The sequence below is a fragment of the Streptomyces incarnatus genome (assembly GCF_001027185.1).
GTDB classification, from domain to species: Bacteria; Actinomycetota; Actinomycetes; order Streptomycetales; family Streptomycetaceae; genus Streptomyces; species Streptomyces puniciscabiei.
Genome location: NZ_CP011497.1, coordinates 4,932,223 through 4,953,155 on the forward strand (window position 1 = coordinate 4,932,223; position 20,933 = coordinate 4,953,155).

The window sequence follows — 20,933 nt, forward strand, 5'->3', positions numbered from 1 at the left end:
CGGCCGCCATACGGTCGCGCCAGCTCTGCGTCAGGCAGAGTTGGTTCGATCAGGGTGCGCCTTCATGGTACAGGGATCACTGCCTGCCGCAGCTGTGAAAACGAGCACCCTGGATCCGGGCACCTGGGATTTCACGGGAAGGGGCGCGCACCGCACGGGGCAGGTCTCAATGCGAGCCGGTCGCGCCGTTCACGCCGAGCCAGCCCGCCAGCTTGCCGCCGTGGGCGACCGCGCGCAGCCGCCGTTCCGCCGCGTCGCGGACCGGGTCGGTGGCCACGACGAGCAGTTCGTCGCCCCGGCGCAGCACGGTCGTGGGCAGCGGAACGAACGATTTTTCATCGCGGACGACCAGGGTCACGGCGGCCCCGGGAGGCAGGCGCAGCTCGTTGACCTCCACGCCGTGCATCCGGGAGCCCTCGGGGATCGTCACGGACAGCAGGTGTCCGCGCAGCCGCTCCAGGGGCGCGGACTCGATGCCGAGGTCGGCGGCCTCGCCGGTCTCGCCGAGGCGCAGCTTGCGGGCCAGCCAGGGCAGCGTCGGCCCCTGCACCAGGGTGTAGACGACGACCAGCACGAAGACGATGTTGAAGATGCGGCGGCTGCCGCTGACGCCGTTCACCATCGGGATGGTCGCCAGGATGATGGGCACGGCGCCGCGCAGTCCCGCCCACGACATCAGGGTCTGCTCCTGCCACGGCACCCGGAACGGCGCCAGGCTCAGCACCACGCTCAGCGGCCGGGCCACCATGGTCAGGACCAGCCCGATGACCAGGGCGGGCCAGACGTCGTCGCCCAGCTCGTGCGGGGTGACCAGCAGGCCGAGCAGGACGAACATGCCGATCTGGGCGATCCAGCCGAGCCCCTCGGCGAAGCCGCGCGTGGCCGGCCAGTGCGGGAGCTTGGCGTTGCCGAGCATCATCGAGGCCAGATAGACGGCCAGGAAGCCGCTGCCGTGCCCCAGCGCGCCGGCGGCGTACGCGGTCACGGCGATCGCCATCACCGCGATCGGGTAGAGGCCGGAGGCGGGCAGCGCCACGTGCCTGAGCCCCCATGAGCCGAACCAGCCCACCGCGAGCCCTATGGCCGCGCCGATGGCCAGCTCCAGGGCTATCTCGCCCAGCAGGACGTACCAGTGCTCGACCGGTCCGGCCGTGCAGAAGGCCACGACCAGGATGACCACCGGGGCGTCGTTGAAGCCGGACTCCGCCTCCAGCGTGCCCGTCACGCGCGCGGGGAGGGGAACCCTGCGCAGCACCGAGAAGACCGCCGCCGCGTCCGTCGACGACACCACCGCGCCGATGATGAGCGCCTGCCGCCACTCCAGCCCGACCAGGTAGTGCGCGCCCGCCGCCGTGACGCCCACGCTCACGGCGACGCCGAGGGTCGCCAGGACCGACGCGGACGACAGGACGGGCCTGATCTCCTTCCACTTCGTGCCGAGACCGCCCTCGGCGAGGATCACGACCAGCGCGGCGTACCCCATGACCTGGGTCAGCGCGGCGCTGTTGAAGTGGATGTGCCCGATGCCGTCCTGGCCCATGAGGATGCCGATCCCCAGGTACACGAGCAGGCTGGGGAGCCCGCTGCGTGAGGAGATCCGCACGGCCGCGACGGCGACGAGCAGGACCAGCGAGCAGACGAGCAGGAGCTGGTTGAGATGGTGGACAGTCAGCGGCGTTTCCTCCCCTGAGATCTCCGGTTACTTCGTTACCTTACCTAACTCTTGACGCTTTCTTGACGCTCGCCGGGGCAAGATCGAACGCGCGTACGCGCTCGTTCCCGACTCCGCGTCAAGCGGGACAGGGCCCTGCGCCTATGGTTGCTCCAGCGCTCATTCAAAGTCACAGCCCGACCTGCCGCTCGCGTTAGGACAGCAAGGACAGCGATGCCCCCCAACACCACCGCCACAACGGGTGCCACCGCCACCACCGGTGCCGCGCCCGCCAAGTCCGGCAGGAAGAAGGGGCGCAAAGCCCGGCTGATCGTGCTGGTGCTGGTCCTGGCCGTCATCGGCGGCATCGCCTTCGGCTCGTACTGGGCGATCAGCACCGTCCGCGCCTCCTTCCCGCAGACCAAGGGCACGATCACGCTCCAGGGCCTGTCGGGGCCGGTCGACGTCAAGCGGGACGGCAACGGCATCCCGCAGATCTACGCGTCCTCCGACCAGGACCTGTTCATGGCGCAGGGCTACGTCCAGGCGCAGGACCGGTTCTGGGAGATGGACGTGCGCCGGCACATGACCTCCGGCCGCCTGTCCGAGATGTTCGGCAAGAGCCAGGTCAAGAACGACGAGTTCCTGCGCACCCTCGGCTGGGACCGGATCGCCAGGCAGGAGTACGACACCAAGCTGTCGGCCGCCACGAAGACCTACCTCCAGGCGTACGCCAAGGGCGTCAACGCCTACCTCCAGGGCAAGGACGGCAAGGACATCTCCCTGGAGTACGCCGCCCTGGGCTTCACCAACGACTACAAGCCGCAGCAGTGGACCCCGGTCGACTCGGTCTCCTGGCTCAAGGCGATGGCCTGGGACCTGCGCGGCAACATGCAGGACGAGATCGACCGCGCCCTGATGACCAGCCGGCTCGGCCCGCAGCAGATCCAGGACCTGTACCCGGAGTACCCGTACAGCCGTAACAAGCCGATCGTGCAGGAGGGCCAGTACAACACGCTGACCAGGTCCTTCCAGCAGAGCGGCGGCACCGCAACCTCGCAGGGCACCGGCACGACGGGCAGCACGGCCGGCGGCGCCACAGGCGCCTCTGCGGGCTCCACGGGCGCGACCGGCTCCTCCACCTCGGGCGCGACCGGTTCGTCGCTCACAAGCCAGCTGGCGGGCCTCAACCACGTTCTGGACGACGTCCCGACCGCCGTCGGAGTGAACGGCCAGGGCATCGGCTCCAACTCGTGGGTGGTTTCCGGGAAGTACACCATCACCGGAAAGCCGCTGCTCGCCAACGACCCGCACCTGTCGGCGTCCCTGCCGGGCGTCTGGTACCAGATGGGCCTGCACTGCCGCACCGTCTCCAGCAAGTGCCAGTACGACGTGACCGGCTACACCTTCGCCGGCATGCCCGGTGTGATCATCGGCCACAACGCGGACATCGCCTGGGGCATGACCAACTCCGGGGTCGACGTCACCGACCTGTACCTGGAGAAGGTGACCGCGAACGGCTACCTGTACAACGGCAAGGTCCGGCCCTTTAGGACCCGCGAGGAGACCATCAAGGTCGCCGGCGGCGCGTCCAAGTCGATCGTCGTGCGCCAGACCCAGGACGGCATGCCGCTGCTGTCCGACCGTGACGACGAACTCGTCCAGGTCGGCAAGCGGGCCACCGTCAACACCGCCGCCCCCGACCGCGGCGACGGCTACGGCATCGCCCTGAGGTGGACCGCGCTCGACCCGGGCACCTCCATGGACGCCGTGTTCGCCCTCGACAAGGCGGCGAACTGGACCGACTTCCGCGCGGCGGCCGCCCTGTTCGACGTGCCCTCGCAGAACCTCGTCTACGCGGACACCGACAACCACATCGGCTACACGCTGCCCGGCAGGATCCCCACGCGCTCCTCCGTCGACGACGGCTCGATCCCGGCACCGGGATGGGACTCGAAGTACCGCTGGACCGGCTTCATCAAGCAGGACGAGCTGCCCTACGAGTACAACCCCAAGCGCGGCTACATCGTCACCGCCAACCAGGCCGTGGTCGACAAGGACAAGTACCCGTACACCCTCACCACCGACTGGGGCTACGGCACCCGCAGCCAGCGCATCACCGACCTGATCGAGTCCAAGATCAAGGACGGCGGCAAGATCTCGACCGAGGACATGCGGCAGATGCAGCTGGACAACAGCAGCGAGATCGCCAAGCTCCTGGTGCCCAGGCTGCTGAAGATCAACCTCGACGACAAGAACGTGCGCGACGCGCAGAAACTGCTGGAGGGCTGGGACTACACCCAGGAGTCCGACTCCGCGGCGGCCGCCTACTTCAACGCGGTCTGGCGCAACATCCTCAAGCTCGCCTTCGGCAACAAGCTGCCCAAGGAGCTGCGCGTCCAGGGACAGTGCCTGTCGGTCGACAAGATCGACAGCACCGGCCCGGTCGACGACGACACCAAGGTGCGCGAGTGCGGCCAGCGCGACGCCGACCAGGCGCAGCCGGACGGCGGCGACCGCTGGTTCGAGGTCGTGCGCGAGCTGATGGACAAGCCGGACAGCGACTGGTGGAAGACGCCCAGGTCGGGCACCCGGCCGGCGGCCACCACCATGGACCAGCTCTTCGCCCGGGCCATGATCGACGCCCGCTGGGAGCTGACCGCCAAGCTCGGCAAGGACATCGACACCTGGAGCTGGGGCCGGCTGCACCGCCTGTTCCTGAAGAACCAGACGCTCGGCACCGACGGCCCCAAGGCGCTGCAGTACATCCTCAACCGCGGCCCCTGGAAGCTCAGCGGCGGCGAGGCCACGGTGAACGCGACCGGCTGGAACGCCGCCGGCGGCTACGGCGTCGTCTGGGTGCCGTCCATGCGGATGGTCGTCAACCTCGCCGACTTCGACAAGTCGAGGTGGATCAACCTGACCGGCGCCTCCGGGCACGCCTTCAGCGCGCACTACACGGACCAGACGAGCCTGTGGGCGAAGGGCGAGCTGCTGCCCTGGTCGTTCTCGGGCCAGGCGGTCGACAAGAGCACGAGCGACACGCTCGTCCTCAAGCCCTGACCGTCCCGCCGGCGCCCGGAAAACGGCCCTCCACGCGCGCGTGGAGGGCCGTTTCGTCGTAAGACGGGTGCGGACGCGTACGGACGCGTACGGCCGGGATGCCCGGTCAGGTGCCCGGGAAGCGGCGCACGCCGGAGGGCGTCACCACGGCGTGCACGGGCTTGTCGTGCGCCTCCGCCGGGACGTGTGCGACGACCTCCGTGTCGTACAGCAGCACCACGAGCCGGGGGCACGCGCCCGCGCGCTCCAGGCGGGCCAGCACGCGGTCGTACGACCCTCCGCCGCGCCCGAGGCGCATCCCGCGCGCGTCGACCGCGAGACCGGGCAGCAGCACGACGTCCGCGGCCGTCACGGCGTCCGGACCGAGACGCGCGCCCGAAGGCTCGAAAAGGGCCATTTTCCCGCCGTGTTGGACCCGTGCGAGGGAGCCCAGACCGGCGTATTCGCCCCAGTCCAGGTCGTTGTCGGGCAGGAGCGCGGGGAGCAGCACCCGCACGCCCCGCGCGCGCAGCGCGTCCAGCAGCGCAGCCGTGCCGGGCTCGCTCCCCACGGAGACGTACGCCGCCACCGTGCGCGCGTGCGCCAGCTCGGGCAGCTCCAGGGCGCGCCGCGCCAGCGCGCGCCCCGTCTCGGCGACGTCATCGTCCGTCAACCTGTTCCTCACCGAGAGGAACTCCCGCCGCAACATTCGCTTGTCAGGCTCGCCCGTGCGTCCTTCGTGTTCCACTGGTCGTTCTCGTGCCCTTTCTTGAATGCAGTCATAAAGGGTCAACCAACCGGAGCCACAGTTTCCGCACAAAGGCACCGGATATGGTTGCGGGCATGACTCAGTCGCACCCCAGGATCAGCAAGGCTGTCATCCCCGCGGCAGGCCTCGGCACCCGGTTCCTGCCGGCCACCAAAGCCACTCCCAAGGAGATGCTGCCGGTCGTCGACAAGCCCGCGATCCAGTACGTGGTCGAGGAGGCCGTCGCGGCAGGGCTGGACGACGTCCTCATGGTCACCGGGCGCAACAAGCGTCCCCTCGAGGATCACTTCGACCGCAACTACGAGCTGGAATCGGCGCTCGACAAGAAGGGCGACGCCGAACGGCTCGCGAAGGTGCAGGAGTCCAGCGACCTGGCGACCATGCACTACGTGCGCCAGGGCGACCCCAGGGGCCTCGGCCACGCCGTGCTGTGCGCCGCCCCGCACGTCGGCCACGAGCCCTTCGCGGTGCTCCTCGGCGACGACCTGATCGACCCGCGCGACCCGCTCCTGCGGCGCATGATCGAGATCCAGGAGCAGCACGGCGGCAGCGTGGTCGCCCTCATGGAGGTCGCGCCCGAGCAGATCCACCTCTACGGCTGCGCGGCCGTGGAGGCGACCGCCGACGGCGACGTCGTCCGGGTGACCGGGCTGGTGGAGAAGCCGGACCCGGCGGACGCCCCCTCCAGCTACGCGATCATCGGCCGTTACGTCCTCGACCCGCACATCTTCGACATACTGCGCAAGACCGAGCCGGGCCGCGGCGGCGAGATCCAGCTCACCGACGCCCTCCAGCAGCTCGCGGCGGACGAGAAGGTCGGCGGACCGGTGCACGGCGTCGTCTTCCAGGGCCGCCGCTATGACACCGGCGACCGTGGCGACTATCTGCGTGCCATTGTCAGACTCGCGTGCGAACGTGAAGACCTGGGCCCGGACTTCCGGGCCTGGCTTCGCAGTTACGTAGCCGAGGAGATGCAGCAATCTTGAGCAGCGCCGCGACCCGCCCCGCCGGCCCGGACGACCTGTGGTCGGTGGACGAGCACCTGGAGGACATCCTCTCGACCGTCCGCCCCCTCGAACCCATCGAGCTGCACCTGCTCGACGCCCAGGGCTGTGTCCTGGTCGACGACGTCACGGTGCCGGTGTCCCTGCCGCCGTTCGACAACAGCTCCATGGACGGGTACGCGGTGCGGGTCGCGGACGTGGCGGGCGCCAGTGCGCAGTTCCCGGCCGCCCTGGAGGTCATCGGCGACGTCGCGGCGGGCGCGGCCGACCCGGTCCGGGTCGGCCCCGGTCAGGCCGCCCGCATCATGACCGGCGCCCCGCTGCCGCCCGGCGCCGAGGCCGTCGTCCCGGTGGAGTGGACCGACGGCGGACTCGGCGAGGGCCCCGTGACCGGGATGCGGGCGCGCAGCCTGGCCCCCGAGGGCGCCCAGGGGCAGGTGCGGGTGCACCGCCCCGTCGAGGCACGCGCGCACGTGCGCGCCCAGGGCAGCGACGTGAAGGCCGGCGACCGCGCCCTGGAGGCCGGGACGATCCTCGGCCCGCCGCAGATCGCGCTGCTCGCCGCGATCGGCCGCGGCACGGTACGCGTGCGCCCGCGCCCGCGCGTGGTCGTCCTGTCCACCGGCAGCGAACTCGTCCAGCCCGGCGAGGAACTGGCCCGCGGGCAGATCTACGACTCCAACAGCTTCGCCCTCACCGCCGCCGCGCGGGACGCCGGCGCCATCGCCTACCGGGTCGGGGCCGTCGCCGACGACGCCGAGACCCTGCGCTCCACCATCGAGGACCAGCTCGTGCGCGCCGACCTGCTGGTGACCACGGGCGGGGTGAGCGTCGGGGCGTACGACGTCGTCAAGGAGGCGCTGTCGTACGCCGGCGACGCGGACGAGGCGGGCAGCGGCGTGGAGTTCCGCAAGCTCGCCATGCAGCCCGGCAAGCCCCAGGGCTTCGGTTCCATCGGCCCCGACCACACGCCGCTGCTGGCCCTGCCGGGCAACCCGGTGTCGTCGTACGTCTCCTTCGAGCTGTTCGTCCGTCCGGCCATCCGCGCCCTGATGGGGCTCACGGACCTGCACCGGCCCCGGGTCCGGGCCACCCTGAGGGCCGACGAGGCGCTGCGCTCGCCCAAGGGGCGCCGGCAGTTCCTGCGCGGTGCCCACAAAGACGGCGAGGTGACCCCCGTGGGCGGCGCCGGCTCGCACCTGATCGCGGCGCTGGCCCAGGCCGACGCGCTGATCGTCGTCCCCGAGGACGTCGAGTCCGTCGAGCCGGGCGCCGAGGTGGAGGTGGTCCTGCTCGGCTGAGACCCGCTGGTTGGGGGTACCGTGTCGCGCACAACAGGCCCGCGCACCGCACCGCGCCGGGCCCGGACCGGGAGCGGCACACACCATGGCTGAGTCTTTCCGGGGGGAGACCCCCGGATCCCCCGCGCAGGACCGACTGACGCACATCGACGAGGCGGGCGCCGCCCGTATGGTCGACGTGTCCGGGAAGGACGTGACCGCGCGCACCGCCCGCGCCAGCGGTCGCGTCCTCGTCTCGGCCCGCGTGGTCGAGCTGCTGCGCGGCGAGGGGGTGCCCAAGGGGGACGCCCTCGCCACGGCGCGGATCGCCGGGATCATGGGCGCCAAGCGCACACCGGATCTGATCCCGCTGTGTCACCCGTTGTCGGTGTCGGGTGTGAAACTGGATCTGTCGGTCGCGGACGACGCCGTGGAGATCCAGGCCACCGTGAAGACCACGGACCGTACGGGCGTCGAGATGGAGGCCCTCACCGCCGTGACGGTCGCCGCGCTCACCGTGATCGACATGGTCAAGGCGGTCGACAAGGGAGCGGTCATCACGGACGTGCGGGTGGAGGAGAAGACGGGCGGCAAGTCGGGCGACTGGAGCCGGGCATGACCTATCGCGCTCTGGTGGTCACCGCCTCCAACAGGGCTGCCGCGGGTGTCTACGAGGACAAGGGCGGCCCGTTGGTCGCCGACGGCCTGAAGAGCTTCGGCTTCGACGTCGACGGCCCCCGGGTGGTCCCGGACGGCGACCCCGTGGAGGCGGCCCTGCGCTCGGGAGTCGACGCCGGCTACGACGCGATCGTCACCACCGGCGGCACCGGGATCTCGCCCACCGACCGCACGCCCGAGGCGACCCGCGCGGTGATCGACCACGAGGTGCCGGGCATCGCGGAGGCCATCCGGGCGTACGGGCGGCAGAAGGTTCCCACGGCCGCCCTCTCCCGGGGCCTGGCCGGGGTGGCGGGGCGGACCCTGATCGTCAACCTGCCGGGCTCCACGGGCGGGGTGCGCGACGGCCTCGCCGTGCTGGAGCCCCTGCTGATCCATGCCGTCGACCAGATCCGCGGCGGCGACCACCCCGGACCCAGCAGCGGGGGTGCGAGCTGAACAGCCCTTCCTGGCCCGTCGTGCTGGCGGACGGCGATGTCGTCCTCCGGCCGATAAGGCTGCGCGACCAGCGGGCCTGGCGCGAGGTGAACCGGCGCAACCGGGACTGGCTGCGCCCCTGGGAGGCGACCATTCCGCCGCCCACGCCGAGCGGGCCGATCGCGCACCGGCCGACCTACCGCCAGATGGTCCGGCACCTGCGGTCCGAGGCGGGCGCGGGCCGGATGCTGCCGTTCGTCATCGAGTACCAGGGGCGGCTCGTCGGCCAGCTGACGGTCGCCGGGATCACCTGGGGATCGATGTGCTCGGGGCACGTCGGTTACTGGGTGGACGAGGCGGTGGCCGGGCGCGGGGTGATGCCGACGGCCGTCGCGCTGGTGGTGGACCACTGTTTCCGCACCGTCGGACTGCACCGCATCGAGGTGTGCATTCGGCCGGAGAACCGGCCCAGCCGCCGGGTCGTGGAGAAACTCGGATTCCGCGAGGAGGGGCTCCGGCCGCGCTATCTGCACATCGACGGGGCCTGGCGCGACCATCTGGTGTTCGCGCTCACCGCGGAAGAGGTGCCCGACGGTTTGCTGGCGCGGTGGCGGCGGGCACGCTCCCAGCAGGTGCCGGAGAAACCCCAGAGCACGGGAAATTGAATATGTGTTCGAAATTGATCGTTTGTTGACCGTCTCGGGGGGTATTGAATTCACGCCTGAGGCGGTCTGCTGATCACATCGGTCGCAAAAAAAGCTAGAAATATCAGCCAGATCGTGCGACACACCGGCCCAATTGGCGGATGGCCTCACGCAAACCCCTCTACGGTGTGAGACGTGAGCAGCAGCGGCCTCATCTACGCAGTCATTGTCGGGGCCTGGGCCGCCTACTTGGTGCCGATGTGGCTCCGTAGGCAGGACGAGCTGAACGAGGCCCGTCCGACGGAACGCTTCAGCACCGCCATCCGGCTGCTGTCCGGACGGGCGGGAATGGAGCGCCGGTACGCCAAGGACCTGCGGGCACGCTCCGCCGAGGAGGGGGAGCCGGACGCCGGCGCCCCGGACGCCGTCACCGATTCGGTGGACGTCCGGGCCTTCGCCATGCCTCCGACCCGCCGTCAGGTGCACGCGGACGCCGAGCCCGAGCCGTCCGGCAGGGCGGAACCGGCGCGCGAACAGGCCGTCGCACCGGCGCCCAAGTCCGGTTCCGTGCCCGCCCAGAAGCGTGTGCCGTCCGCACGGCCCTCGTCCTCGGCGCAGGCGGCCGCAGCGCGGGCCCGGCGCTCGAAGGTCCTCGCGCGCCGCAGGCGCACCACCGTGGTTCTCTTCATCGCCTTCACGCTGGGCGCGATCGTCGCCGCCGTCGGCGGGCTCGCCTTCCTGTGGGTGCCGGCCGTACCGGCCGTGCTGCTCAGCGGGTACATCGCGTACCTGCGCTCCCAGGAGCGCCGTCGCTTCGCGTACCAGATGGACCGCCGGCGCGCCGAGGTGGCGGCCCAGCGGCTGCGCGAGCGGGAGCGCCAGCCGCGCCGCCGCGCGCCCCTCGACGCGGGGCCCGGCGCGGACGAACCGGAGGAGGCCCCCGGCGCCGGGACGGACCCCGGGCTCGCCGCGCTCGCCGCCGACCGGCGCGCCCTGGTGGAGCAGACGGACCACGCCGAGTGGGTCGACCAGCAGCGCGAACGGCAGCGGCGGCCCGGCGGGGACAGCTGGGAGCCGGTACCGGTGCCCCTGCCGACGTACGTGACCGCGCCGGTCGCGCCGCGTGCCACCTCCGACGTGGATCTGGGGGCGCCCGGCACCTGGAGTTCGGCGCGCTCCAGCTCGGTCGCGCCGGAGCAGGAGGCCGGCCGCCCGGCGGAGGCCGAGGCGGACGGGCAGGCGCCCGCGTCCGGGGAGAAGCCGGCGGACGGCCGCGGCGACGCTCGCCGCGTGGCCTCCGCGCGCCGGTCGCGCGAGCGCGGCGGGCGCACCCCTCTCTTCGACCAGTACGAGGACGGCGACCGGCCCCGCGCGGCCAACGAGTGACGCCCGCCACACTTCCGGAAGGCGCGCTGACCAGTCAGGGAACGGATTTCCAAGCACCCCGATCGGGATGCTAAAGTTTCACTCGTTGCAAGGGCCTGTGGCGCAGTCCGGTAGCGCACCTCGTTCGCATCGAGGGGGCCAGGGGTTCAAATCCCCTCAGGTCCACGCAGCATGGAGCCCCGGTCGGTGGAAGCCGACCGGGGCTCCATCGTGTTCACAGTCGCTTCGCGAAGCAGCGGCTGTCCTCGTGGTGGCGGTAGTAGCCGAACTTGGCGCACGGCTCGTAGCCGCTGGAGGTGTACAGGGTGATCGCCTCCGGCTGCTTGGTGCCCGTCTCCAGGACCATGCGGACGCGGCCGGCCATGCGGGCGTCCTCCTCCAGCGCCGCGAGCATGCGGCGGGCCAGGCCCCGGCCGCGCATCTCCGCGATCACGAACATGCGCTTCAGCTCGGCGTCGCCGTCCTCGTTGCCCTCGTCGTTGCGGTCCTGGCTGCGCCAGCCGCCGGTCGCGACGGGGCGGTCGTGCTCGTCGTAGGCGATCAGGTACACGCCCCGGGGCGGGTCGAAGTCGGCGGGATCGAGGAGCGTGGCGTCGCCGCCGTCGCCGTAGCGAAGGTGGTACTCGGCCTGGACCTCGTCGTTGAGCTTGACGGCGTCGGGGTGGTCGAAGCGAACACGACGTATATACATGCTGGGTATCGTACTTCTATGCAGTAGGTGGTCTTGGGGCTCTTCCGGGCACGGACCAGTGTGCCGGTATCGTGCCTTGGTGCTGACTGTGACCTCGGTGAACGTGAACGGGCTGCGAGCCGCCGCCAAGAAGGGCTTCGTGGAGTGGCTCGCCCGGACGGACGCGGACGTCGTCTGCCTGCAGGAGGTGCGCGCCGAGCCGCACCAGCTGCCCGAGGAGGTACGGCAGCCCGACGGCTGGCACGTCGCGCACGCCCCCGCCGCCGCCAAGGGCCGCGCGGGCGTCTCCCTCTACACGCGGCGCGAGCCCGACCGCGTCCGGGTCGGCTTCGGCTCGGCCGAGTTCGACGGCAGCGGGCGCTATGTCGAGGCGGATCTGCCCGGCGTCACGGTCGCCTCCCTCTATCTGCCCTCCGGCGAGGTCGGCACCGAGCGGCAGGACGAGAAGATCCGCTTCATGGGCGAGTTCCTCGCCCACCTCAAGGCACTGCGCGAACGGGCCGCCGCCGACGGGCGCGAGGTGGTCGTCTGCGGCGACTGGAACATCGCCCACCAGCAGGCCGACCTCAAGAACTGGCGCGGCAACACCAAGAACTCCGGCTTCCTGCCCGAGGAGCGGGAATGGCTCGGCCGGGTGTTCGCCGCAGAGGACGGCGGCTACGTCGACGTCGTACGCGCCCTGCACCCGGACACCGAGGGCCCCTACACCTGGTGGTCGTACCGGGGGCGGGCGTTCGACAACGACTCCGGATGGCGCATCGACTACCACGTCACCACACCCGGTCTCGCCGGCAAGGCGGTGAAGGGCTTCGTCGAGCGCGCGGCCACCCACGCCGAGCGCTGGTCCGACCACGCCCCGGTGACCGTCGTCTACGACCTCTAGGCAAGCGGCCGCCGGTCATGCGCCGGGGCGCGTTCAGATGTCCTGCGCGCCCGTCTCCTTGCTGAGCCTCCGGTCCAGCGCCAGGGACAGTTCCGCCTCCACCACGCTGCGGGCCAGGGGGCGCAGGCGGTGGAGGTCCTCCTCGGGGGCGTGGCGGAGGATCAGGTCGGTGAAGAGTTCGGCCAGGGCGTCAGCGTGTTCGCGGACGCGGGCGCCGGCGGTGAGCACCTCGGCGAGCGGGATGCCCTCGCGGACCAGGGCGGAGGAGACGTCCAGCAGGCGGCGGCTGATGTGGACGATCTCGTCGCCGTCGGTGCCGAGGTAGCCCAGCTCCATGGCGGCGGCGAGGTTCTCGGGAGTGACCTCGCCCTCGAAGCGGGCGGCGAGTTCCTCCGGGGTGAGGCGGACCGGCTCCTCCTCGGTGGGGGTGCCGACGCCGAGGAGGTCGGCGACGTTCCGGCCCTGGTCGAGGGCTTCGGCGAGTTCGGCGATGCCGTTCAGCGTGTGGCCGCGCTCCAGCAGGGCGGCGATGGTGCGCAGACGGGCCAGGTGGTGGTCGTCGTACCAGGCGATACGGCCCTCGCGGCGGGGCGGGGGGATCAGCTTGCGCTCGCGGTAGAAGCGCAGGGTGCGCACGGTGATGCCGGCCAGCCGCGCCAGCTCCTCCATGCGGTACTCGCGCGGTGCCTGGGGTCGTACCTCCGGGTGTTCTGCGTGCTCTGCCACGTCCGCAGCCTATGTTGTACCGCCGGTAACTTTCCTCGACCGCACCCCTACCGCTCGGTACGGAGCTGCTCTACAGTCCCATTGCGCCAGTGTTCACTGGCAGAGTTCCTGGGTTCCTAGGTGATGCGTGGAGGCTTCGTCGATGGCCGAGCACGAGCATGTACGGGTGGCGGTGATCGGGTCCGGGTTCGGCGGACTGGGGGCCGCCGTGCGGCTGCGCCGCGAAGGGATCACCGACTTCGTCGTCCTGGAGCGGGCGGACAGCGTCGGCGGCACCTGGCGGGACAACAGTTACCCCGGGTGCGCCTGTGACGTGCCCTCCCACCTCTACTCCTTCTCCTTCGCGCCCAACCCCGACTGGCCGCGCACCTTCTCCGGGCAGGAGCACATCCGCGCCTACCTGGAGCACGTCACCGACGTCTTCGGGCTGCGCCCGCACCTCCGCTTCGACTCCGAGGTCAAGCTGATGACCTGGGACGCCGGGAACCTGCGGTGGGAGATCGAGACCGCGCGGGGCACGCTCACCGCCGACGTCGTCGTCTCCGCCACCGGGCCGCTGTCCGACCCGAAGGTCCCAGAGATCCCGGGCCTCGCGTCCTTCCCCGGCAAGGTGTTCCACTCCGCCCGCTGGGACCACGACTACGACCTGCGCGGCAAGCGCGTCGCGATGGTCGGTACCGGCGCCTCCGCCATTCAGATCGTGCCCGCGATCCAGCCGCAGGTCGGCCGGCTCATCCTCTTCCAGCGCACCCCGCCCTGGGTGATGCCCCGCGTCGACCGCGCCATCAGCGGCGCCGAGCGCCGGCTGCACCGGGCCCTGCCCTTCACCACCCAGCTCAGGCGCGGCCTGCTGTGGGGCATCCGGGAGCTGCAGGTCCAGGCGTTCACCAAGCACCCCGACGAACTCGGGCTCGTCGAGCGGCTCGCCAAGCGCAACATGGCCCGCGCGATCAAGGACCCGGCCCTGCGCGCCAAGCTCACCCCCGGTTACCGCATCGGCTGCAAGCGCATCCTGCTCTCCAGCACGTACTACCCGGCGCTGGCCAGGCCGAACGTGGACGTCGTCGCCAGCGGGCTCAGCGAGATCCGCGGGTCGACCGTAGTCGCCGCCGACGGCACCGAGGCCGAGGTCGACGCGATCGTCTTCGGTACGGGCTTCCACGTCACGGACATGCCGATCGCCGAGCGGGTGGTCGGCGCGGAGGGCATCACCCTCGCCGAGTCCTGGAAGAACGGCATGCAGGCGCTGCGCGGCGCCGCGGCCGCCGGGTTCCCCAACTGGATGACGATCATCGGGCCCAACACCGGCCTCGGGAACTCCTCGATGATCCTCATGATCGAGTCCCAGCTGAACTACATGGCCGACTATCTGCGGCAACGGGACGTCCTCGGCGGCCGTACGGCCCTCGATGCCCGGCCCGCGGCCGTCGAGGGCTGGAACCGCGAGGTCCAGGAGCGCATGAAGCGCACCGTGTGGAACACCGGCGGCTGCACCAGCTGGTACCTGGACGCGAGCGGCCGCAACACCACCATCTGGCCCGGTACGACGGCGGAGTTCCGGCGCGCGACCCGGCGGGTGGATCTGGGGGAGTACGAGGTCATCCGCAAGCCCGACAGCAAGCCGGCCGGTACGGCAGTACAGAAGGCCGATACGGCAGTACAGAAGGGCGGTAACGCCGTGCAGAAGACGGTGGCCGCCGCCCAGCAGAGTGACGGTGCCGCATGAGCAGGATCGCCTCCGTGACCTCCGGACCGTACGCCCCGCCCACCCCCTCCCGGGAGCTCACCGTCGTCTCCGCCGACGGCGCGCGGCTGCATGTCGAGGTGCACGGTCCCGAGAACGCGCCCCCCGTCGTCCTCTCCCACGGCTGGACCTGCTCGACCGCCTTCTGGGCGGCGCAGATCCGGGAGCTGGCGGCCGACCACCGTGTGATCGCGTACGACCAGAGGGGGCATGGGCGCAGCCCCGCGAGCCCCGCGTGCACCACCCACGCGCTGGCGGACGACCTCGAAGCGGTGCTCGCGCAGACGCTCGCACCCGGCGAGAAGGCGCTGATCGTCGGCCACTCCATGGGCGGGATGACCGTCATGGCCGCGGCGATGCGCCCCCGCTTCCGTGACCACGCCGCCGCTGTCCTGCTGTGCAGCACGGGCAGTTCGCGACTGGTCGCGCAGGCGCGCGTGGTGCCGTTCGGCGCCGGGCGCGTGCGCACCTGGATCACCGGGCGCGTTCTCGGCTCGCGCGCCCCGCTCGGCCCGGTCACGCCGGTGGCGAAGAGCATCCTCAAGTACGCCACCATGGGCGACGGTTCCGCCCCGCACATGGTGGAGGCGTGCGCACGGATCGTGCACGCCTGTCCGCGCGCCGTGCGCCATGCCTGGGCGCGGGTGCTCGAGGCGCTCGATCTCGACCACGGCGTACGGGAGTTGCACGCGCCCACCGCGATCGTGCACGGCGCGTCCGACCGGCTCACGCCCCCGGTGCACGCCCGCGCGCTGGTCGCCGCGCTGCCGCACTGTGTCGGCCTCACCGAGCTGCCCGGCATCGGCCACATGACCCCGATCGAGGCCCCCGGCCTGGTGACCGGCAGGATCCGGGAACTCGTCACCACGTATGTCACCGTCACGGGCACCGACACCGTCACGGGCACCGACACCGACACCGTCACGGGCACCGACACCGTCACGGGCACCGACACCGACACCGTCACGGGCACCGACACCGTCACGGGCACCGACACCGTCACGGGCACCGACACCGACACCGTCACGGGCACCGGTCCCGAGGACGCGCACGGTTCCACCCCGGAGCAGATCAAGGAGGGCGCATGAGCAGGGTCAGCCTCGAAGGCCAGGTCGCGGTCGTCACCGGAGCGGCGCGCGGCGTCGGTGAGCAGCTGGCGCGCAAGCTCTCCGCGCGCGGCGCGAAGGTGGCGCTGGTCGGTCTGGAGGAGGAGGCGCTCAAGGAGGTCTCCGAGCGGCTGCACAGCGACAGCGCCCACTGGTACGCCGACGTCACCGACCACGAGGCGATGAGCCGGGTCGCGCAGGAGGTGAAGGCGCGGTTCGGGAAGGTCGACATCGTGGTCGCCAACGCCGGTGTGGCGACCGGCGGTCCGTTCATCGACTCCGATCCGCAGGCCTGGCGGCGGGTGATCGAGGTGAACCTGATCGGTTCGGCGGTGACCGCGCGGGCCTTCCTGCCGGTCCTGGTGGAGAGCCGCGGCTATCTGCTGCAGATCGCCTCGCTCGCCGCGATCACCCCGGCGCCGATGATGACGGCGTACTGCGCGTCCAAGTCGGGCGTGGAGGCGTACGCGCACAGCCTGCGCGCCGAGGTCGGCTACCAGGGCGTGCGCGTCGGTGTCGCCTACCTGTCCTGGACCGACACCGACATGGTGCGCGGCGCCGACCAGGACGACGTCATGCGGGAGTTGCGACAGCGGCTGGTGTGGCCGTCCAACAAGACCTATCCGCTGGGACCGACGGTGGACCGGCTGGTCGCCGGGATCGAGCGGCGCTCGGCGCATGTGTACGGGCAGTGGTGGCTGCGCGGCATGCAGGGCGTGCGCGGCTATCTGCCGGCGCTCATCGGGCGGGTCGGGCAGCGCGAGATGAAGCGGTTCGCGCCCCGTCTCCAGGGCATGCGCTCCGGGCTCGTCGGCGCAGGTGGGGCGGCCGATGACGCGGCGCGCGCTACGCACCGTAAGTGATCCACATGCGTTCCGTGGTCGGCCGTGTGAATCTGGGTGAGGCCCCACCGAGGGGCCGTTTCCCCCACCTCACCCACCACGGGAGTGAACCCACATGGGTATGAAGGACAAGGCCAACGAGTGGCAGGAACAGGGCAAGCAGAAGATCGGTGACGCCCGTGAGCGCGCCGGTCAGCAGCAGTCCCAGCGCGGCCAGCAGCCCCAGCGCGGCCAGCAGCCCCAGCGTGGCCAGCAGCAGCAGCCGCAGCGCGGTCGCGAGAACCTGCGCGACATCGAGGACACGGAGGCGGAGATGGAAGACCGCTTCGACCGGGACTACGACGCGTAGTCGCTGCGCTCGGCTTTGGCCGTCTGGCGTGGGGCGCCCTTCTTCTTGGAGGGTGCCCTGCGTTGTGTCTGGGGTGGTTTCGGTGCGTTGTTTTGGTGCGGGTGCGTGGTGGGTTGTTCGCGCAGTTCCCCGCGCCCCTTCGATACGCGCCCCTCGTCAAACACTACTGGCGTGGCGGCAGCTTCGGGCGGGAGCGGTCGGGGAGGTCGGTGTAGCCGGGAGGGATGGCCGGCGGGTTGGACTCCAGGAGTTCCAGGGCCAGTTGGACGGCGTCGGCGAGTTGGGCGTGGCGGCCCTCGGCCCAGTCCAGGGGGGTGCGGAGGATCTCGAGGTCGGGGGTGACGCCGTGGTTCTCCACGGACCAGCCGTAGGCGTCGAACCAGGCCGCGTTCATCGGGACGGTGATGACCGTGCCGTCGCCCAGCCGGTGGCGGCCGGTCATGCCGACCACGCCGCCCCAGGTGCGGGTGCCGATCACCGGGCCGAGCTTCAGGAGCTTGAAGGCGGCTGTGATCATGTCGCCGTCCGAGGAGGTCGCCTCGTCGGCGAGGGCGACCACCGGACCCCTGGGGGCGTTCGAGGTGTACGACACCGGTTGCGCGTCCCGGGTCAGGTCCCAGCCCAGGATGGTCCGGGTCAGCTTCTCGATGACGAGTTCGCTGATGTGCCCGCCCGCGTTGCCGCGCACGTCCACGATCAGGGCGGGCCGGGACACCTCCATGCGCAGGTCGCGGTTGAACTGGGCCCAGCCGGAGCCGCCCATGTCGGGGATGTGCAGATAGCCGCACTTGCCGCCGCTCAACTCCCGTACGACCGAACGGCGTTTGGCGACCCAGTCCTGGTAGCGCAGCGGCCGCTCGTCGATGAGCGGGACGACGGCGACCCGGCGGGCGTGCCCCTCGCCGTCGGCCTGGGCGAACGTCAGCTCCACGGTCGTACCGCCGGAGCCGGCGAGGAGCGGATACGGGCCGGTCACCGGATCGACCGGGCGGCCGTCGACGTGGGTGAGGACCGCGCCCTCGCGGATGCCCGTGCCGGCCAGCGGTGAACGGGCCTTGGAGTCGGAGGAGTCACCGGACAGGATGCGTTTGACGACCCAGCCCTCCTCGCGGTGCGCGAAGTTGGCGCCGAGGAGGCCCTGCCAGCGCTGGTAGTGGGGCGGGCCCTCGTTGCGGCGGGCGGCGGTGACGTAGGCGTGCGAGGTGCCCAGTTCGCCCAGGACCTCGCGCAGGAGGTCCGCGAACTCGTCGGGGGAGGCGACCCGTTCGACGAGGGGACGGTACTGGTCGAGCACCGCGCCCCAGTCGATGCCGCACATGCCCGGGTCCCAGAAGTAGGCGCGGATGAGCCGGCCGGCCTCCTCGAAGGCCTGGCGCCATTCGGCGGGCGGGTCGACCACGTGCAGGATGCGGCGCAGGTCGATCCACACGGTCGTGTCGCTGTCGCCCAGCTCCGTGGCGGGCACCGCGCGCAGGTCGCCCTCGTCCACGACCACCAGCCGCGTCCCGTCGCCGCTGACCGCGAACCAGTCCAGGTGGTCGACCAGTTCGGACTTCTTCGCCTTGGCGAGGTTGAAGTACTCCAGGGTCGGACGGCCGCTGATGTCGGCCGGGTTGGCGAAGGTCTCGCCGAGCGCGCCGGAGATCGGCCAGCGCAGCCAGACCAGGCCGCCGCCGGCGACCGGGGCCAGCGCGGAGTACTTGGAGGCGATCACCGGGAACGGCGTGACCCGCATCGCCAGGCCCTCCATCTCCACGGTCACCGTGCCGGCCTCGCCCGTCTCCTCCTCCTCGACCGGGTCGAGCCCGCCGGCCGCCGGACGGCCCTCGGGGTTCAGCGCGAAGGGGGAGGGGGTCGCCGAGTTCAGCGGCACGAGGTAGGGGCGGCAGCCGAGCGGGAAGGACAGGTCGCCGGTGTGGACGTCGTACACCGGGTCGAAGCCGCGCCAGGAGAGGAAGGCGAGATAGCGGCCGTCGCGGGTGAAGACGGGGTTCTCGTCCTCGAAGCGGCCGTTGGTCACGTCCACGATCAGCCGGTCCTTGATGCGGGCCAGCTTGATCTGGCGCAGGGAGCGGCCGATGCCCGGGTGGGACCAGGTGAGCCAGGCGCCGTCCGGGGAGAAGGCGAGGTCGCGCACGGGACCGTTGACGGACCGGATCAGCTCGGTGACGCGCTCCCCGACATCGGCGACGCCGGCATCACCGGATCCATCGGCATCACCGGATCCACCGGAACCGTCCCCGGCGTCTGCCGCTTCCTCCGTGACCTGATCGTCCGCACTCCCCGACGCAGCCCCCGACCCAGGCCCCGACCCAGGCCCCGACTCAGCCCCCGATTCGTCCTCCGACTCCCCCTGCCCCTGCCCCTCTCCCTGCCCCTCTCCCTCCTCCGTCACGTCGATCAGCAGCAGCCGCCCGTCGTGCGAGGCGACCGCCAGTCGTTCGCCCAGGGGATCGGAGGCCAGCTCCAGGACGCGGCCCAGCCTGCCGGAGGCGAGCCGGCGCGGAGCGCGGTCGCCGCTCGCGCGGGGCAGCTGGGCGATCTCCACGGCGTCCTCGCCCTCGGCGTCCGTCAGGTACGCCACCTGGCCGGTCGTGCCGAGCATCTCCGGCAGCCGTACCCGCACCCCGGGCGGGTCGGTGATGGTACGGGCGGGGCCGTCGCGGTGGGTGAGCCAGTACAGGCTGCCGCGTACGACGACGGCGCTGGCCCGGCCGGTCTCGTCCACGGAGATGCCGTCGACGTTCTGCGCGGCCGGCACCGGGTAGCGGCGGCGCCCGGTGGCGGGCCCGGCGAGGCGGATGTCCAGCTTGCGCGGTACGGCCCGCGGGGAAAAGTCGTCCACCAGCCACAGGTCGCCCGCGCACTGGTAGACCACGCGGGTGCCGTCGCTCGCGGCGTGCCGGGCGTAGAAGGCGTCGTGGTCGGTGTGGCGGCGCAGGTCGGTGCCGTCGTAGGCGCAGGAGTAGAGGTTGCCCACGCCCTCGTGGTCGGAGAGGAAGGCGATCCGGCCGGCGACGAACACGGGGGAGGCCAGATGGCCGCCGATGTCGGGCACGAGCCGCCGCCCGTGCAGCCACAGGCGGCCCATGGCACCACCGCGGTAGCGCTTCCAGGAGGCCGGTTCGTGCGGCGGGGTGCCCGTGAGCAGCAGCGTCCGGTGCTCGCCCTCGACGTCGGCGACCTGGATGTCGGCGACCGGGCCCCAGGGCAGTTTGCGGCCGGGGTGGCCGTCGGTGGACACCTTGTAGGCCCAGGTGAAGTGGGAGAAGGGCTCGCCGTGGGAGGCGACGGCCAGGATGTCGGCGTTGCCCTCCGCGTCGGGGGGCGTCCAGCCGCAGACCTGGGTGTCGGTGCTGCCCCAGTACGTCAGCTGCCGCGTGGGACCGCCGTCGACGCTCACGAGGTGGATCTCGGGCTCCAGGCTGCGCCAGCTCGTGTACGCGATGTGGCGGCCGTCGGGCGAGAACCGCGGGTGCCCGTCCTTGGTGCGGTCCGCCGTGAGCCGCCAGGCCCGGCCCGGGGCGTCGAGCGGGGCCAGCCACAGGTCGTCCTCGGCCACGAAGCACAGCAGGTCGCCGCTGAGGTGGGGAAAGCGCAGATAGCTCACCTCCCCATGCTTTTCCGGGTGCAGGGCCCCAGCAACTTATGGGGCCTTCACCTTCGTGAGCCAGGACACGTACGAAACTGTTTCGTTTCGATCCGTCTCAGGGTATCTTCA

The 20,933-nt window shown here is 71.4% G+C and carries 17 protein-coding genes and 1 tRNA gene; 13 read left to right on the plus strand and 5 right to left on the minus strand.

Features of this window, described 5'->3' with window-relative positions; translation table 11 throughout:
- Window positions 1–166 precede the first annotated feature (166 nt).
- Entirely contained in the window at window positions 167–1,693 is a 1,527-nt protein-coding gene (locus ABB07_RS22245) for a potassium/proton antiporter (RefSeq protein ID WP_208903569.1), read from the minus strand.
- A 192-nt stretch (window positions 1,694–1,885) separates the two neighbouring features.
- Between ABB07_RS22245 and ABB07_RS22250 the strand changes: the two genes are divergently transcribed.
- Complete coding sequence (locus ABB07_RS22250; protein WP_208900354.1) at window positions 1,886–4,714, plus strand: penicillin acylase family protein; 2,829 nt, start codon at window positions 1,886–1,888, stop codon at window positions 4,712–4,714.
- A gap of 106 nt (window positions 4,715–4,820) precedes the next feature.
- Here the strand turns inward: ABB07_RS22250 and ABB07_RS22255 are convergent, their stop codons facing one another.
- Complete coding sequence (locus ABB07_RS22255) at window positions 4,821–5,402, minus strand: 5-formyltetrahydrofolate cyclo-ligase (RefSeq protein WP_208900355.1); 582 nt, start codon at window positions 5,400–5,402, stop codon at window positions 4,821–4,823.
- 134 nt (window positions 5,403–5,536) lie between these two features.
- Here ABB07_RS22255 and galU point away from each other — a divergent pair, with 134 nt between their 5' ends.
- The 7 genes from galU to ABB07_RS22290 all read left to right on the plus strand — a co-directional run bounded on the left by galU (window position 5,537) and on the right by ABB07_RS22290 (window position 11,036).
- Window positions 5,537–6,448, plus strand: a complete 912-nt coding sequence (gene galU, locus ABB07_RS22260) for a UTP--glucose-1-phosphate uridylyltransferase GalU (protein ID WP_208900356.1) — start codon at window positions 5,537–5,539, stop codon at window positions 6,446–6,448.
- The gene (gene glp, locus ABB07_RS22265) at window positions 6,445–7,767 is read left to right on the plus strand and encodes a molybdotransferase-like divisome protein Glp (protein ID WP_208900357.1); all 1,323 of its coding nucleotides are present in this window, start codon (window positions 6,445–6,447) and stop codon (window positions 7,765–7,767) included. The genes galU and glp overlap by 4 nt, the downstream gene beginning before the upstream one ends.
- A gap of 85 nt (window positions 7,768–7,852) precedes the next feature.
- Window positions 7,853–8,365: a cyclic pyranopterin monophosphate synthase MoaC gene (gene moaC, locus ABB07_RS22270; RefSeq protein WP_208900358.1), complete on the plus strand. Its 513-nt coding sequence runs from the start codon at window positions 7,853–7,855 to the stop codon at window positions 8,363–8,365.
- Window positions 8,362–8,862 (plus strand): MogA/MoaB family molybdenum cofactor biosynthesis protein, encoded by a 501-nt coding sequence (locus ABB07_RS22275; RefSeq protein WP_208900359.1) that lies wholly within the window; start codon window positions 8,362–8,364, stop codon window positions 8,860–8,862. Before moaC ends, ABB07_RS22275 begins: the two co-directional genes overlap by 4 nt.
- 20 nt (window positions 8,863–8,882) lie before the next feature.
- A complete protein-coding gene (locus tag ABB07_RS22280) occupies window positions 8,883–9,506 on the plus strand; it encodes a GNAT family N-acetyltransferase (protein ID WP_208900360.1) in 624 nt (207 codons plus the stop codon).
- Window positions 9,507–9,680: 174 nt separating this feature from the next.
- Window positions 9,681–10,871 (plus strand): divisome protein SepX/GlpR, encoded by a 1,191-nt coding sequence (sepX, locus tag ABB07_RS22285; RefSeq protein ID WP_208900361.1) that lies wholly within the window; start codon window positions 9,681–9,683, stop codon window positions 10,869–10,871.
- Window positions 10,872–10,962: 91 nt separating this feature from the next.
- Window positions 10,963–11,036, plus strand: a tRNA-Ala gene (locus ABB07_RS22290).
- A 49-nt stretch (window positions 11,037–11,085) separates the two neighbouring features.
- On the opposite strand, the gene ABB07_RS22295 is transcribed toward ABB07_RS22290, so the two are convergent.
- The gene (locus tag ABB07_RS22295; protein ID WP_208900362.1) at window positions 11,086–11,562 is read right to left on the minus strand and encodes a GNAT family N-acetyltransferase; all 477 of its coding nucleotides are present in this window, start codon (window positions 11,560–11,562) and stop codon (window positions 11,086–11,088) included.
- A gap of 79 nt (window positions 11,563–11,641) precedes the next feature.
- Between ABB07_RS22295 and ABB07_RS22300 the strand changes: the two genes are divergently transcribed.
- The gene (locus tag ABB07_RS22300; protein WP_244189468.1) at window positions 11,642–12,445 is read left to right on the plus strand and encodes an exodeoxyribonuclease III; all 804 of its coding nucleotides are present in this window, start codon (window positions 11,642–11,644) and stop codon (window positions 12,443–12,445) included.
- 33 nt (window positions 12,446–12,478) lie between these two features.
- Here the strand turns inward: ABB07_RS22300 and ABB07_RS22305 are convergent, their stop codons facing one another.
- Entirely contained in the window at window positions 12,479–13,114 is a 636-nt protein-coding gene (locus tag ABB07_RS22305) for a MerR family transcriptional regulator (RefSeq protein ID WP_208903570.1), read from the minus strand.
- A gap of 199 nt (window positions 13,115–13,313) precedes the next feature.
- Here ABB07_RS22305 and ABB07_RS22310 point away from each other — a divergent pair, with 199 nt between their 5' ends.
- From ABB07_RS22310 to ABB07_RS22325, 4 genes are all read left to right on the plus strand, one after another.
- Window positions 13,314–14,897, plus strand: a complete 1,584-nt coding sequence (locus tag ABB07_RS22310) for a flavin-containing monooxygenase (RefSeq protein ID WP_208900364.1) — start codon at window positions 13,314–13,316, stop codon at window positions 14,895–14,897.
- Entirely contained in the window at window positions 14,894–16,003 is a 1,110-nt protein-coding gene (locus ABB07_RS22315; protein ID WP_208900365.1) for an alpha/beta fold hydrolase, read from the plus strand. The genes ABB07_RS22310 and ABB07_RS22315 overlap by 4 nt, the downstream gene beginning before the upstream one ends.
- Window positions 16,000–16,884 (plus strand): SDR family oxidoreductase, encoded by an 885-nt coding sequence (locus ABB07_RS22320; protein WP_208900366.1) that lies wholly within the window; start codon window positions 16,000–16,002, stop codon window positions 16,882–16,884. Before ABB07_RS22315 ends, ABB07_RS22320 begins: the two co-directional genes overlap by 4 nt.
- A 94-nt stretch (window positions 16,885–16,978) precedes the next feature.
- Window positions 16,979–17,212 (plus strand): hypothetical protein, encoded by a 234-nt coding sequence (locus ABB07_RS22325; protein WP_208900367.1) that lies wholly within the window; start codon window positions 16,979–16,981, stop codon window positions 17,210–17,212.
- Window positions 17,213–17,375: 163 nt separating this feature from the next.
- Here the strand turns inward: ABB07_RS22325 and ABB07_RS22330 are convergent, their stop codons facing one another.
- On the minus strand, window positions 17,376–20,822 hold the full coding sequence (locus ABB07_RS22330; protein WP_208900368.1) for a S41 family peptidase: 3,447 nt from the start codon (window positions 20,820–20,822) through the stop codon (window positions 17,376–17,378).
- Window positions 20,823–20,933: the final 111 nt, after the last annotated feature.